The sequence below is a fragment of the Leptospiraceae bacterium genome, from assembly GCA_024233835.1.
Classification (GTDB): domain Bacteria; phylum Spirochaetota; class Leptospiria; order Leptospirales; family Leptospiraceae; genus JACKPC01.
Genome location: JACKPC010000002.1, coordinates 439335 through 453558, shown reverse-complemented (window position 1 = coordinate 453558; position 14224 = coordinate 439335). Strand labels below are relative to the sequence as shown.

The 14224-nt window shown below is 34.7% G+C and carries 15 protein-coding genes; 8 read left to right on the top strand and 7 right to left on the bottom strand.

Going from position 1 to position 14224, the window contains the following annotated elements; genetic code table 11:
- Positions 1–7 precede the first annotated feature (7 nt).
- From H7A25_11320 to H7A25_11310, 3 genes are all read right to left on the bottom strand, one after another.
- Entirely contained in the window at positions 8–1672 is a 1665-nt protein-coding gene (locus H7A25_11320; GenBank protein ID MCP5500486.1) for a hypothetical protein, read from the bottom strand.
- Between the two features lie 705 nt (positions 1673–2377).
- Complete coding sequence (locus H7A25_11315; GenBank protein MCP5500485.1) at positions 2378–2896, bottom strand: type II secretion system protein GspG; 519 nt, start codon at positions 2894–2896, stop codon at positions 2378–2380.
- Between the two features lie 57 nt (positions 2897–2953).
- Positions 2954–3289 carry a hypothetical protein gene (locus H7A25_11310; GenBank protein ID MCP5500484.1) on the bottom strand — a complete coding sequence of 112 codons (336 nt, stop codon included), beginning with the start codon at positions 3287–3289 and terminating at the stop codon, positions 2954–2956.
- 317 nt (positions 3290–3606) lie between these two features.
- Here H7A25_11310 and H7A25_11305 point away from each other — a divergent pair, with 317 nt between their 5' ends.
- Positions 3607–3831, top strand: coding sequence for a hypothetical protein (locus tag H7A25_11305; GenBank protein ID MCP5500483.1), 225 nt, complete (start codon positions 3607–3609; stop codon positions 3829–3831).
- Between the two features lie 67 nt (positions 3832–3898).
- A complete protein-coding gene (locus H7A25_11300) occupies positions 3899–4195 on the top strand; it encodes a hypothetical protein (GenBank protein ID MCP5500482.1) in 297 nt (98 codons plus the stop codon).
- A gap of 150 nt (positions 4196–4345) precedes the next feature.
- On the opposite strand, the gene H7A25_11295 is transcribed toward H7A25_11300, so the two are convergent.
- Together H7A25_11295 and H7A25_11290 are read right to left on the bottom strand one after the other, a co-directional pair.
- Positions 4346–4555: a hypothetical protein gene (locus tag H7A25_11295; GenBank protein ID MCP5500481.1), complete on the bottom strand. Its 210-nt coding sequence runs from the start codon at positions 4553–4555 to the stop codon at positions 4346–4348.
- Between the two features lie 12 nt (positions 4556–4567).
- Entirely contained in the window at positions 4568–5206 is a 639-nt protein-coding gene (locus H7A25_11290; protein ID MCP5500480.1) for a hypothetical protein, read from the bottom strand.
- A 377-nt stretch (positions 5207–5583) separates the two neighbouring features.
- On the opposite strand from H7A25_11290, the gene H7A25_11285 reads away from it, so the two are divergent.
- Complete coding sequence (locus H7A25_11285; protein MCP5500479.1) at positions 5584–6591, top strand: virulence RhuM family protein; 1008 nt, start codon at positions 5584–5586, stop codon at positions 6589–6591.
- Between the two features lie 334 nt (positions 6592–6925).
- Here H7A25_11285 and H7A25_11280 read toward each other — a convergent pair whose 3' ends face one another.
- Entirely contained in the window at positions 6926–7723 is a 798-nt protein-coding gene (locus H7A25_11280; protein ID MCP5500478.1) for a KilA-N domain-containing protein, read from the bottom strand.
- A 1070-nt stretch (positions 7724–8793) separates the two neighbouring features.
- On the bottom strand, positions 8794–9252 hold the full coding sequence (locus tag H7A25_11275) for a hypothetical protein (protein MCP5500477.1): 459 nt from the start codon (positions 9250–9252) through the stop codon (positions 8794–8796).
- A 189-nt stretch (positions 9253–9441) separates the two neighbouring features.
- On the opposite strand from H7A25_11275, the gene H7A25_11270 reads away from it, so the two are divergent.
- From H7A25_11270 to H7A25_11250, 5 genes are read left to right on the top strand one after another with little or no spacing between them, the layout of a single operon-like run.
- Positions 9442–10329: a hypothetical protein gene (locus H7A25_11270; GenBank protein ID MCP5500476.1), complete on the top strand. Its 888-nt coding sequence runs from the start codon at positions 9442–9444 to the stop codon at positions 10327–10329.
- Positions 10330–10337: 8 nt separating this feature from the next.
- Entirely contained in the window at positions 10338–11798 is a 1461-nt protein-coding gene (locus H7A25_11265; protein ID MCP5500475.1) for a hypothetical protein, read from the top strand.
- Between the two features lie 3 nt (positions 11799–11801).
- Positions 11802–12359 (top strand): hypothetical protein, encoded by a 558-nt coding sequence (locus H7A25_11260; protein ID MCP5500474.1) that lies wholly within the window; start codon positions 11802–11804, stop codon positions 12357–12359.
- 7 nt (positions 12360–12366) lie between these two features.
- Entirely contained in the window at positions 12367–13818 is a 1452-nt protein-coding gene (locus H7A25_11255; protein ID MCP5500473.1) for an RHS repeat-associated core domain-containing protein, read from the top strand.
- Positions 13815–14096: a hypothetical protein gene (locus tag H7A25_11250; protein MCP5500472.1), complete on the top strand. Its 282-nt coding sequence runs from the start codon at positions 13815–13817 to the stop codon at positions 14094–14096. Before H7A25_11255 ends, H7A25_11250 begins: the two co-directional genes overlap by 4 nt.
- The last annotated feature ends 128 nt before the right edge of the window (positions 14097–14224 follow it).

Sequence of the window (14224 nt, the reverse complement as noted above, 5' to 3'; positions counted from 1 at the left end):
AAGAATGTTATTCGAGATTATCTTCATATTGGGCCTGTTTATTTCTCCATATTAAATCACCACTTTTAGAGAAAATTCTAAGGCCTCCGTCTTCGGAAAGCATATATATAGTTCCCATAGCATTAACTGCCATTTTTCCAATAGAAGAAATTCCCATTCTTCCGGATTTTATCATTTGGATTTCGCTGCCATCGGCTTTTATTCTAAAAAGTTTATGGCGTCTATTTTCTGTTTCATCAATATCATCAATAGCTATATAAATATTTTCTTCTGCATCTGTACGGGGAGCAAAGGTTTCTAAAGTTTTAGCTTTCAATTCTAACTTAAAAACGATTCGGCCTTCTTTGTTAAACTTTGTAATATGGGCTCCACCGATAAAACATCTCCTGGAATCTAAAAGATGAGGTGCATATACAATTAAAGAACTGTCACGGGAAATGTGAATGGAAGTGTGTTGTACAAAGCTGGAATATACCCTGGAGTAATTAGATAATTTCTGTGGATATACAAAAGAGGCCTGGCGTGCATAATAAACCAGATTAGACTTATTTTTATCTTCTCCCTCTTTATAGATGGAGCTAAGTCTTTCTTTTCGGAAAAAAAAGCCATGAGGTGGCCAGGTAGCAATTCCTTTTCCATAATTAGAAAAACGTAAAATTCTTCCGTATAAAAATGCCACAATAGAGCCTGCCGGATCTGTTGCCAGGGATTCGCATCTTTCCAGATCGAGCATATGAATTTTGCTTCCCTCCGGTTCTTTACCTCCTAAATGCTTTATAAACTCTCCTGTATTTTTATTAAATAGCATAGCTGAATGCTCATTGTCACTCCACACGAGAAGATTTCCTTCTGAAGTTAATTCTACACCCTTGCAATCGTAATTATCAGGTAAGAGTTTCATCCATTTAAGTTCACATTTGGGTGTCATCGCCCATAGTGCAATATCGTTATCAGGAGGAGAGCCCACACAATAGAGTATGTCCTCCTCATCAACTGTAAGGGCATAGGTGCCACCAAAGGTGAACTCTCTTTTTTCCCTGTTGAAATTTGTAGTAAAACTTGCATACCAGGTATTGACTTTTTCTGAGGGATGTAGCTTGTACCAAATAGTATCCGGGATAATATTTTGTGTATTACAATATTGGCAGATACAAAGTCTTTCCTTACCATCTACTTTTATATTAACTCCGCAATTCACACAGGATAAGTTTGGAGTTTCTGAAAAATAGGAGTTTATAGATTCCCTTATCTGGAGATTGTCTTCAGCAATAAAGTTTACGAGTTCTGCTTTCTGAAAATAGGCATCTGCCTTTCTCTGTGAAATTTCTTCTGAACAATTTGTACAGCGAATCTTTGGAATTTCAGTATCTATATTGTTTATGCGAATAGGTTTTTTACATCCGGGGCAAATAGGGTTTATTTTTTTAATGATAATTCGTAAAGTGCCTGTTGAATCATTATGAACTGTAGTTCGTAACTCTGCATTTGGCACAAGTTTAAACCCTGCATCTTTCATTTCGTCTATGATAAGCATCCATTGTTTTTCAGTAATGGTAAAAACCCCTCTGCAATGAGAACAGTGAAACTCATTCACACAGGCATTTAAAGCAATCGGATTATTACAATTCCTACATTTAGCTGTGATTTCTATTGCGATTGTCTGGTAGCTCATCTCAAGAAAAATATTCTTGCACTTATACTTTTCTGTCAAGCAGGAAAGAAGAAATATAGGATGGATAGAATTATGGCCAAATTATCTAAAACAAAAAAAACAGTTATAGTCTTGATTGCCCTGGTAATCTCAATAGCTTTGTTTATTTTGTCTCTATAATACTAAATAAGAAAGCCTTAACTTCTTTTCCAAATTCATTATACTGAAAACCTAATGCTCCATAAAAGTAATATACACTTAATGTAATAAATTTTTCTGGAAAAAATATAAACTAAAGTTTGGAATAATGCAGCGAAAATATATGTTAAGCCCTATATAATGAATAAAGATAGCTCCTGAGTTTTCCTGTAACCGGTTTAAGCGGATATAGGTTTCAATTTTACCGGTGGCAATTAAGCCGGTAAAGGAGAGGGCAATTCCCGGAAGAAAAGTGCTTGTAATTTTAGTAAAAGGGTCAGATAATTTACCTGAGGATTGTGGATATGCAAACCCTATAAGTAAGTTTTCCTTTTTCCCTTGCTGAGAATCTGAAATTAAGCGAGGAATAATTTGAATATGAAATACGGAAAGTAGCTATAGTGAAACTTTTTGAACTTGGAAAAATTTCTTCCAGTATAGCCTCAAAGGTTCTGGATTTGATAGTCGAAATCAAACCACTGATTAGTATTTTAAAGAACGATAATGTATGGATGAGTAATAATTTAATTAATCATCCTGTATCTTGGAAAGTAATAGAAAAGGAAAAAATACAATATTAAAAAACTGTTTTGACCTCTCAAGAGTATAGTAGGCTTTTGGAATACCTTTTAAAATATTAAAATCCATATTTTTCCCTTTTCCTCCTGGAATTTTATTTTTTCCTAATGTTACTATCATAAAATCATCTGAATTAGTTTTAAATTTTAGAATGTAAGGTGTTCCCCAGGGATCAAGGATAGCAGATCGATTTTTAATCATGGGTTTATAATTCTCAGGAATTTTGTCGAATTTTGGTATTTCGATGAGGGCTCTTAAGCCCTGCTTTTCAGAAGGGTAATGTCCATAAGCAGCATGATATCTTTCTAAATGCATAGATAACTCTAAAGAGTCTTTTTTGAGTTTTAAAGCTACAGTATCCAAGTTGCAAGGAGGAACATAGTCTTTTAGTAAGATTTCATCAGATAAAATAAGAAATATATTAATGAATATATACAACTTTATAAAAAGTAAAAATATATCTTTCATATTCATTATCCAGCATTATTTTAAAATTCCATATCTCCATCAATATGAAAAATGATACTAATGCTTATCTTTATTTTCAATAAAATCATCCATAATATTCAAGAAATATTTTTCCGAGGAAGTAGATTTCCATCCTTCTTCTATAGCTTTATTGATTACCCTTTCAAGCAGAGCAGGAGTAATTGCCAAAGAACTTATTCCCAGCCAATTGTCACAGCGAGCGAATGGAAATTTTACTAACAATACTGAAACCGGATGTTCAAATAACTCAATAGCAGCGGTCGCAATATGCCCAAAAGCTCCTTGAAGGTAAGTAGGTTTATGTCTAACTCGCCACCTGAACTCTATATTGTTTACTATAATTTTTCTGGAACCTTTCTTTGGAATAGACATTCTCGATCATCTCCTCAAATACATCTTCTATATAAAACCCCTTTTGGTAAAGAATAAACAGAACTTAATATACCCCACCGGTTCTTATTTATATATTGAATAAAGATAGCTCCTGAGTTTTCCTATAACCGATTTAAGCAGGTATAGGTTTCATTTTTACCGGAGTAATCCTGCTTGTTTTATAACTATTTCTTAAACTATCTTTTAGTTATACTCAAAACTTTAGCATGTCAATTCATCCGGAATTCTAAATGTATTTATTCAATTTTTATTGACAAGATAGCTTGTATTTTATATTATTAGCAATAGAGGATGTTATGAAAATACTGAATTTTATCTTATTGACAATTATATTTACTATTGTCGGGTGTAGTAGCGATAACCGCAAAGATACTAAGAAAGTTAGTTTAAGCGACTATCAGGGTGCAATGGGTTGGGAAAAGGCAAAGAAAAAATGTGAGGACTTAAAAATGCGAATACCAGGAGAAACTCCTGCTCTATGCAGAGAAACTGAAATTACAAATCCTATCTACATCTCCTGAAGAAATCGCCCTGCGTTCTTACAGGAAATTAGAAACTGAAATTAAAACACTCATTCACTCATGGGTAATGAAAATCAAGCAGTCCTTTACACCGGCATGGACTACACTGCTTTCTGATTTTCTCGCAAGATACGGGATTAAACTGGAAAGGGTAGGGCAGACAAGAAGTAGCGGAAAACTCTATAGGATTGATTTTTCAAGAATTAAAAATCTTCTTCCGGTAAGCATTGTAAATATGTGTAACCGTGAGTACAAGAAAAATCCTTATAAAGAAAACGTTCACGGTGACAGTTTTTTACATTCTGAAGAAATAAAGGAAGAAATTCCAGAACAGGAGAATCTTTTCTACCCTTACAGAGAATAGAAACCGGGGTTTTTCTTACAACAAGAACAGAACGAAAAAAACTGCGGGTGAGCTGTGTCTTTAGGTACCAGCTACGATGTAATGGTTAAATTACTACCCAAGAGCTTGTTTGGAAGTGGAATCACAAGATCTTGGGAATACCAGTGCTTTTTACTTTATTTTTTTTGAATCATTTAATCTTTGCCTGTCCAAAAAATAGTTTACACATGAAAGAAGTATAAAATCTTTGTCTTTCTGTGTCTGTGCATTCAAAAAATTAGCTGAACAAAAATACTTCAGAGTATCATCAACTTGCTTACCATTATAACACTGCATCAGAAACAAAAGTATGAAAGGAATTGTATATTTTAATATTTTCATATAGTAATCCTATCATAAACCTGCACAGTGTGTTATCAAATAAATAACATTATATAACCAACTCCATACATCACCTCTATTTGCAGCTGCTACAGCATTTTGGTAGTGATTATAGCAATCTGAATACATAGATATAGTGCTCCTAGTTTGAGTATTTTCAGAAACAACACAAGCTGTTGTCGCTAAAGTATTTATCTGCTTTAAGCTCATTGTCGAAGCAATTTTCAAAGCACTGAGGTCATCTTTTGTTAATTCAAATGGCTGAACAATGTCGTTAGTATTTACAGAAATATCATTTAATTGGTTCATATCCACCATAATATTAGTTACATTATTAATGTCTGTATCGGTTAAGGTGATATTTTGATCTCTGTATAGTTCGTTAGAAGTAAGTCGATCCTGACTTTTCTTGATAACTAACTTTAGTTCTTCAGAAGCAGATAAAGAGGCTTGTTTCTGGAACTCAGTGTTATCTTCTGTGTTGACATTTTCCACTGCTATAATGCTTTCAATAGCTAACATTTTATCATTCTTTTCTTTTTCTATGTTGCTACAAAACGATAAACCTATAGAAAGAAGCACAAAGATTAATATTGATATATTTTTTTTTAACATGGTCTTGTTTTCCTTTTTTGAAATTAAATTTTTCATATTTCAATTAAATACATTGTTAGGTTTTATATTATGCTTTGAAATTACGCATAAATATCTAAATAGATGTATTCAAATGAGTTATAGATACAATAGACATAAATAACGAATATGTCAAGTTATTTTTTTAAAAAATATTGCTTTTTTTTCGTAGACTATCCTTATTTCTATACTAAAGGAAAAGTGCATTTCGGATGAATATATGGTAAAAGGTCTGAATTCTTCATTTATATAACCTATAGTGAGCTTCTATTATTACTCAATCCGAAAACCACTATGCCGTGAGTATAAAATATAAGTAAAAAACGCTTATGTGCTTTCAATTTAAGAAAAACTCCCGATTGACTTTTAAAAATGAAAGAAAAGAGTAGGGTTGAATGGAAGCAAATAATTCCGAGATAATTATATATCAGACTGAAGACGGAGAAACAAAAGTAGAAGTTCAATTTTCTGAAGAAACAGCCTGGCTATCTATTGCTCAGATGGTTGAGCTTTTTGGAAGAGACAAGTCTGTAATCTCAAGGCATATAAAAAATATATTTACAGAAGGTGAGCTTGAAAAAAGTGCAACTGTTGCAAATTTAGCAACAGTTCAAAAAGAAGGCGAGCGTGATGTTGAGAGAACTATTGATTATTACAATCTTGATGTAATTATTTCTGTAGGCTATCGGGTAAAATCTCATAGGGGAACTCAATTCCGAATTTGGGCTACTAATCGTTTAAAAGAGTATATCATCAAAGGTTTTGCAATGGATGATGAAAGGCTTAAACGTGGTGGAGGAGGAAATTATTTCGACGAGCTAATTTCTCGGATTCGGGATATTCGTTCTTCCGAAAAAGTTTTTTGGAGAAAGGTTTTAGATATTTATGCTACGAGCGTAGACTATAGTTCAAGTGAAGAAATTTCACAAAAGTTCTTTTCTACGATACAGAACAAAATGCATTGGGCAAGTCACCAGCACACAGCAGCAGAAATAATAGAATCAAGAGCAGATTCAGATAAAGCATTCATGGGACTAACTTCCTGGGAAGGGAAAAAAATTAGAAAGTCTGACGTGGGAGTAGCCAAGAACTATTTAAAAAAAGAAGAAATCGAAGCCCTAAATTTGATTGTGTCTCTGTTCTTAGATTTTGCTGAATTGCAGGCGAAGAATAGAAGAGTAATGTATATGAAAGACTGGCTACAAAAGTTAGATGATTTCTTAAAGATTAGCGACAGAGAAATTTTGACTCATGCAGGAAAAGTGTCTCATGATATGGCTCTTAAAAAAGCGTTTTCTGAGTATGAGAAATATAGAAAGAAAGAGATATCTTACAAGTCCAGGGTTGAAATCGATTTTGAAAAATCTGTAGAAAAGATAAAGAAGTTGGAGAATGGAAAATAAAGGTCATGAAAAATGTTCGCAACCCATCGAATTCGATGGAATTAAAGTTAGGGTTCTATTTCTATCTTAACTTTTGCAATATCCGTAATTGATATATAATCTTGTTTTCGGGATAAGAATTCTCCTTTGCTTTCCATTTTACCGGTAAAATTTTGGTAAACTCACCGGTAAAATTTCGGTAAATTTACCAGTAAAACCGGGATTTACCGAGTAAAAGGGTAGTATCTTACTGGCATTTTACTGGTAAGATACTGGTAAAGTGGCAGTAAGATTCCAGTAAACGGGAGTAAAATTCAGCAAGGAATCAGTAAAATTGGAAAATAGGTGAGATAAATTATTCCAGTTCTTTGAACTTCACATTCATCAGGATTCGCATTTGTTCAATAGCAATGTCATTTAATTTCTTCAGCCGTTCATTCTGAGAGATTCCATCTTTAATAAAGAGAGCATTCAGGTTTTCGAGGTTAGATAAACAGACGAGCTGTGAGGCATTTGCAAAGTCTCTGATATTCCCGGTTTTATCCGGGTTTCTTTCCCTCCATTCTTTTGCAGTGGTTCCGAAAAGAGCCATATTTAGAAGGTCCGCTTCGTTTGCGTATACAAAGCTAATTTCCTTTCCGGAAAGTTTTTTGGGTATCAGGTTATTTTTAATAGCATCGGTATGTATATGGTAATTGATAGCAGCAAGGTTTCTTTTAATGTCCCATCCCAGCTTTTCTTTTTCTGCTTCTTTAAGCCTTTGAAATTCTTTGATAAGATAAATTTTGAATTCAGGACTTATCCACATTCCAAATTCAAAAGCAATGTCTTTATGAGCATAAGTTCCACCATATCTACCCGTTTTGGCGACGAGTCCTATTGCATTTGTTTTCTTTGTCCATTCTTTCACGCTGATTTTATAATTATTCAAACCAGCCTGACTTCTAATTATGGCGTATTCGCCGTAATTAAAGTTCGGGTTAAAAACCTTCTCCCATATTCCTAAGAATTCTACAGTATTTCTATTTCTAAGCCAATCGGAGATGAAGAAATCACCATCCTTGGCTTTCAGCATGTCTGTGATTGAAATATAATCCTGCTTGTCGATGGATATGATTGAAATCTGGTTTCCCTGGACATTTACTTTTGGCATTCTTTAACCTCTCCTGGATACAATACTTGGAACTTGCGGATTTCTATAAATGAGATTTTATGATAGCTTGTTTTCGGGATAAGAACTTTCCTGATTCCAGTAAACGGGAGTAAAATTCAGCACCCATGAGTAAAATTGAGTTTTTTCTTCCTCCGTGAAACCGCTAATCTGTTTTTTTGAGTAATCCGTAATAAGAGCATCCATGAATTTAAAAATCATCTGTATTGCGTTTGAAATTGATTGTGGTGCATTAATTCAATTATACATTGCCTCTACGGGCTTCCTGTCGGTTTTGAGAGGCATTTTTTCGGGGTTTGTAGATGTTTGAAGTCTATTGAATGGGATTTATCCGGGAATTGAAATATTTTAAAAGTGATATAGACCGAGCTGAAGGATAAAAATCCATAAGCTGAGGTCCGGAAGTTAAAGAAGAAAAAACTTCAGCAATCGCAGGATGCAAAAATTTTGCAAGTTTACACGCAAATTTGCGAAGATTTTGCATCCATTTTACGAATAATTTGCGAAATATTTGCGTGCAAATGTCCGGTGAAGGGTAAAACACCCCTTTTTTTCACCTAAAACTTTTGCGAATAATTTGCGAATGAAAGTATTTGGGAACAAAAACAGTTAAAATGCTCCTATAGCCTGTTTCGATGTAAAATTCATGCAAAGTTTCCTTTTTGGAGATGAAAAAATTTTCTCCTAATGCCGCTTTGGAACATGAATTTTAAAAGTTTTCACTTAACAACAGAATATTAGATGTTTGCGATATGGATTTAAAATTTTGCGAATTTTGCGAAAACGGATAAATTAATTTGCGATTTTTGCAAAAAAAAACATTAGAACTTTGCGATTTTCGGTAAAATCTAACTTTTAGTTTTGCGATTCTTGCAAAAAACAATATTAGATGTTTGCGATTTTTAACGAATTGAAAAAACAGTTTGAATGAAGTTGAAAGTTTACTGGGTTTGTATGTAAACTGTTTACAAATATGTGGTGAAAATAGTTTTTTTTTAGCGAACCAACGTTGGTTCGCTAACATCTCTATAAAAATGCGAAAGTTTCTAAGATCAATTTACACTCCGAATAGCACGAGAAACTTCTTCTTGCTTGGATTCTTTCACATTTTTAAAGCACTGCGTATAAGTAATTCCGCTAAGAGTAGTGGATTTACAAGTGTTTGTATAACCTAATGTAGTACAGGCACTTGAATCAGTTTTACCAGCATACCAGTTTACAGAATAACCTGCATTTGATTTTAGAAGGTAACATGAGCCTTCCAGGTAGTTATAAACACATGCAGGTGTACCACCACTTGTAATCTCACAGGTTCCATATGCGGTAGAACCGGCAGCAGGCTGTGTGGCTACTAAAGAATTTGTAGCAGCAGCGGCAGCAGACTGCTGTTGAGCCAGTAAAAGAAGTAATAGAACCATGTTTTCATCGTCTTTGTTATCATCCTTTTTACAATTGCCCATTAATGAAATGAACAAAACTATTAGCAGTAAGAAATTTAATATTTTCTTCATTGTAATCTCCTTAATCTCAATAACTGAAAATGTATACAAAAGATGTCTACTTATTTATACTTTATTCAAAAAAAATAAATAACTTGCACTATTTGTGTCACTTAATATTTGTACTTCATTGTAGCAGGGTATTAGGTCTTTATCCATTAAGATTATATCCTTTTTATATTCATTATCACTGGGGTTATAATGCTTGGAATTGAACTATATGTAGATAAATACAGATATTATATTTTATTATTGTTCTTCCTTTGTATTTCAACCCTGTATCCTGCTGAAATACTACTGAAGCAGGGTGAAATGTATGTTGTAGATGTCATTTCAGAAGAAGCTGAAGAAATACACATCAGATGGAAGGGAAAACTTTATAGTATTCCCAAAAAACATATTCTGACTATTGATAGGGCTAAGTCAGGAATTCATGATTCGAGAAAACTTTCTAAACTTTTATTAGATGATGGCTCTGAAATACAAGGGACTATAGTAGAGAACGCACCCGATAAAGTTACTATTCTTTCGAGCCTTGGATACCTTTCTATTGAAAAGAAAAAAATAAAAGAATTATTAAACTCAACAGACAAACCTGAATTACCTGATGAATATCTTGATAACCCTGGTGAAAATCTAAAAAACAACCTTGGTTTTTTTTCAGAATCCGGTTACAACACATCTCCCGTAAGTAAAAAATTTCCAATTCGTTATGGAGCAGGAATTTTATTTGAGCCGGCTTTTGCGTTCTACTCTTTAAGACCCGGATTTTTTTTGGTATATAACACAAGTGCACCGAAAGGTTTTCAATTTTTTGAAACAGTTTTATATGTGAATAAACTATTTAACCTCTATAAAGATTATAATGTGTATATAAATCTTGGAGGGGGAGGCTCTTATGTTAAGTATAAAAAGGAAAATAATGATATTGAAGGCTTAAACCCTCTTGTATATGCATCATCCGGTTTACAGTCAACATTTTTTGATAATGTATTACTCCGACTTGGATTGAAAGTAACTTATATCCATGAAAACTCACTTCATTTCGCAAATGGAGGCCTTGAGTTTTTGATAGCTTATCGGATATGAAAAGACTGATGTTTTTTATACATATTATTTCTATTCTATATTGTAGCAAGTCTCCGCTACAAAAGGGAAATGCAGCCAGTCAATTGGAAATGACCTATGTTTACACGGATAATATTGGTTATAATAGTTCTAAAATAATTTGGGGATGTAGTTCTGAATCAGAAGGAATTTTATTATATGGAAAAGGAGATGATTGTAACGAAATCCATTATCTTCCTGTTAAATCAAAACACCATGAGTTGATACTAAGCAATCTCGATTCAGGGCAGAGATATAGCTTTATTGCTTTTTGTAGAAATATATCCCTGCAAACCTCTTATAAACAAAGTTTTGTTACCTTGAAAACAGAAAATAGTCCTCCACCATCTATGCCAGGTATACCGAGTATTGGTAGTATTTTATCTTCTGCAATTTTACCTGTACCTACAATAAAAATTCCTGTTTTTTCAATTGATACAATATCAACCCTAATTTCTGAAAGCACCTTAAAGCGTTCTATCTGGATATTAGGTGGTATTGGAAATGGCTTAGTTCCAATGTCTCAGGTTGATGTATTTGATCCAAATTCCAATACCTGGTATTCGAATATAACCAGTATTCCAACAGCAAGAACACACTCGGCTATTACATCTTATAATGGAAAAATATATGTTCTGGGAGGTCTTGTTGGGGGAAATACTACCGGCCTTAGTGAAGAATATGACCCTGTGAATGGAACATGGAGAACCCTTGCATCTATGCCTTCCGCTATTCAGGGAGCTTTGGCTTTTGCTTCTGATAGCGGCATTTATGTTTTAGGTGGGAGCGTAACCGCATCGAGTGCTTCCGCAATTCCCAATGTTGTATATAAATTAGATCCAGATATAGGAAGTAGTGGAACCTGGTTTAGTCTGACTTCTCAGAATACAATTCCTTCAAGAATTGATCTTTCCGGCTGTTCTTCTAATGGAAGCCTATTCTTTAACCTTGGAAGAGATGCAAGTGGAAATCCGCAATTTACAAGCGAGGCATATAATCCTGCATCCAATTCTACAAGTCAGGTTTCAGAAGCAAATTTCAATCAGCCCAGATTTGGTGCAGCTTCTGCCTGTTACAGGCCCTATAAAACAGACCCATATCCTTCTGATTTGCCGGCTATGTTTGTTGCGGGTGGAAGCACTCTGGGTAATACAGCTCAGCCTCCCGGCAGTATTCTTGCTTCTAATAGTTTTGAGTTTTATTATACTCCACCTTCTACAAATGTGGTGAACTCCGGTCAATCCTTGCCTGTCGCAAGATTTGCTTCCGCAATGGAAATTTCATATCTACAAAGAAATCTGTATTTTTTCGGTGGGGCAAACCCGGTTAATGTCCCGAATTCGGAAGTTTACTCACTTAGTTTATCAGACCCTTCCAATACAAGCTGGGTTTTAGTGGGGACAATGCCAGCTCCCAGGTTTGGACATAAGGCTGTGATTATAGATAGATAATTTATGAAAAAGATAATACAAGAATTCAGTATATTTTTTGTTTTTAGCACTTTGTTCTTATATGCACAGGATACGAGTAAATACAGATACATCAAGGACTTGCTTAACTCGGGACAGATTGGTAAGGCAAAACAGGAATTAGATTTAGCTTTAAAGGTAGATAAAACTAATCCTACTTTGATTTATTACCAGACGGAATTGAATGTAGCTGAAGCTGAAAAATATTACCAGGAAGGAAAATATGAAAAGGCTCTATCTCTTTACGAGAAAATTATAAAGAGCTTCCCACAAAATAGTATTGTGCAGGCAAAATATATTGAAATTAAAAAAAAACTTCAGGGGAAGGGTAGTAGTAAACCAGTTGCATTGAATGTCAATAATCCTGATGATTTAAAGCTCCCTGAAGAAAATTTAACCTTAAACAAAACAGAGGATGAACTTAAAAAAAGTGAGTCTTCATATAAAAACAGTAAGATTACTATGAGCCTTTTAAGTGCTCTTGTTTTTTTGCAATTGAGTATGGTCGTTCTTTTAGGCCTGATTTACAAGAAGATAAAGTAGAGAATCCATGAATAGAATACACATTATCTGCTTAGTTTTTTGCGTTGGTTTTATAAACTGCTTGCCGCAGGCTTTGACAGGAAAGAAAGCTCCTCCCTTCTGGTTACTTGCATCTTATACCAATAAGCAGGATAATGTAATCTCAGAAGATACTCCTTCTGTCTCGGAACCGAATAACAATAACCCGGCAAGCCCATCAAGTCCATCGACTCCAGTGAATGGTAATACAGGAGAAACCAAAGAAGATTGCACCCTATACCAGATAACTTTTGAGGGCTGTGGACAGAAACCCTCCGGAACTTCCACAAATACAAACACAACTTCTCCTCTGCCTCCAACAGGGAATCAAACAAACCCGCCGACAAATACCGGTGGAGGAGGAAATAGTGGTTCAGCTCCCGGCACACCGGCAATGGGGATGTATTTTTTCCACCCCGACCACCTTGGTTCTGTGAGCATGGTAACAGATGCCAGTGGGAACATGGTGAGCGGTGTGGACATAGACACCGGGAAAAGCTATATCACCTACAAGCCCTACGGTGAAGTCAATCGCACAAACTCCAGCGGCCCGGACATTTTCCGCTACAAATACACGGGACAGGAAGAAGACCCGGAAACAGGACTCTACTATTATAAGTCCCGTTACTACGACCCCGCCATCGGTCGCTTCATCCAACCGGATACCGTAATGCAACCCGAATCAACCTTTGGCATGAACCTCTACATGTATGTAGAAGGAAACCCGGTTATGTATACGGATCCGGATGGGCATTGGAAGTTGTCTATTAAAACATTAGGTAATTTGAATAGATTTTTGATTCCAATTGGCTTAGGAACAAAAGCGATTTTTGGTTATAGAAAAGCAGAGAGGAATAGAAAACGCTTTGAGCAAATGGAAGCATATACCGGTCTTTACCTCCTATCTAATTCGAATATAACGGCTCAGAAGTTCTTAGCCATGTATTTTCTTGGGAAATACATGGGTCAAGGTCCAAAAGGGGTATTATTTGGTCACAATTATACTGGTGATGGAAACAGAGATAACTTTGCAAAATTTAATATAAGGAATAACGCAAAAAGAATTAAGAACATTATACCATTTTATTTTGGAATTAAATTATTAAATCAATCCATCTTCAAAGATGATCCTATAACAGATGAACAATTTTTAGGTTTTATTTCTATTACTAAATTGTTGGCTCCAAGAGCAAAGTCATTTTCAGATAGTTTGGCTATCGGGCATGATAGAGAAGTACCTGCAAAAATGTTTTCCGGAAGTTCGTGTCAACATTTTCGAGCAGACATGAACTATGCCGTTGGATTTTTAAATGGGGTTTCTACCGGAAAGGCGTTTCAGCAACCTATCGATAGCCTGGTAGGTTTGGGAGGTAGCTTTCTTTTAGGGGGAATCGACGCGCCCATATCAACATTAAGAAGTGCATTTGGAGGTTGTAGATGAAAAATACAATATTATTCATTATTGTCTGCATTTTGAGTTTTTGTACCAGAGGACCTGCTGAAGATAGGAAGAAACGAATTTGTGGAGATGGTAAATTACAAATTGTATTGAGTTATAACGATTATGAAAAAATGGTATTTATGGATGCAAAAGAAAAAATGGAAGCAGAAAGATTATTGCTAATGTTTGTATTATTCCAACATTACGACTGTTATTTTGCACCAAGCGATGATATTCTAACTCGATACTATAGGGGTTATGTAAATAATAAGGACTGAACGGATATCTTAATGAGAATACAGATATATATTATAATACTAATAACAACTCTTCTTTCATGCTGTGTGAAAGAAGAAAAGAAAAAGAAACACACCCTTATGCTGAGCTAGTTACGGTATAGTAGACA

Excerpts from the sequence above, each read along its gene's own strand:
- H7A25_11290 (MCP5500480.1), bottom strand. The coding sequence starts at position 5,206 with ATGAAAAATTTAATTTCAAAAAAGGAAAACAAGACCATGTTAAAAAAA.
- H7A25_11250 (MCP5500472.1), top strand. The coding sequence starts at position 13,815 with ATGAAAAATACAATATTATTCATTATTGTCTGCATTTTGAGTTTTTGT.
- H7A25_11270 (MCP5500476.1), top strand. The coding sequence starts at position 9,442 with ATGCTTGGAATTGAACTATATGTAGATAAATACAGATATTATATTTTA.
- H7A25_11310 (MCP5500484.1), bottom strand. The coding sequence starts at position 3,289 with ATGTCTATTCCAAAGAAAGGTTCCAGAAAAATTATAGTAAACAATATA.
- H7A25_11305 (MCP5500483.1), top strand. The coding sequence starts at position 3,607 with ATGAAAATACTGAATTTTATCTTATTGACAATTATATTTACTATTGTC.
- H7A25_11280 (MCP5500478.1), bottom strand. The coding sequence starts at position 7,723 with ATGCCAAAAGTAAATGTCCAGGGAAACCAGATTTCAATCATATCCATC.
- H7A25_11255 (MCP5500473.1), top strand. The coding sequence starts at position 12,367 with ATGAATAGAATACACATTATCTGCTTAGTTTTTTGCGTTGGTTTTATA.
- H7A25_11265 (MCP5500475.1), top strand. The coding sequence starts at position 10,338 with ATGTTTTTTATACATATTATTTCTATTCTATATTGTAGCAAGTCTCCG.
- H7A25_11315 (MCP5500485.1), bottom strand. The coding sequence starts at position 2,896 with ATGAAAGATATATTTTTACTTTTTATAAAGTTGTATATATTCATTAAT.
- H7A25_11275 (MCP5500477.1), bottom strand. The coding sequence starts at position 9,252 with ATGAAGAAAATATTAAATTTCTTACTGCTAATAGTTTTGTTCATTTCA.
- H7A25_11285 (MCP5500479.1), top strand. The coding sequence starts at position 5,584 with ATGGAAGCAAATAATTCCGAGATAATTATATATCAGACTGAAGACGGA.
- H7A25_11295 (MCP5500481.1), bottom strand. The coding sequence starts at position 4,555 with ATGAAAATATTAAAATATACAATTCCTTTCATACTTTTGTTTCTGATG.
- H7A25_11260 (MCP5500474.1), top strand. The coding sequence starts at position 11,802 with ATGAAAAAGATAATACAAGAATTCAGTATATTTTTTGTTTTTAGCACT.
- H7A25_11300 (MCP5500482.1), top strand. The coding sequence starts at position 3,899 with ATGAAAATCAAGCAGTCCTTTACACCGGCATGGACTACACTGCTTTCT.
- H7A25_11320 (MCP5500486.1), bottom strand. The coding sequence starts at position 1,672 with ATGAGCTACCAGACAATCGCAATAGAAATCACAGCTAAATGTAGGAAT.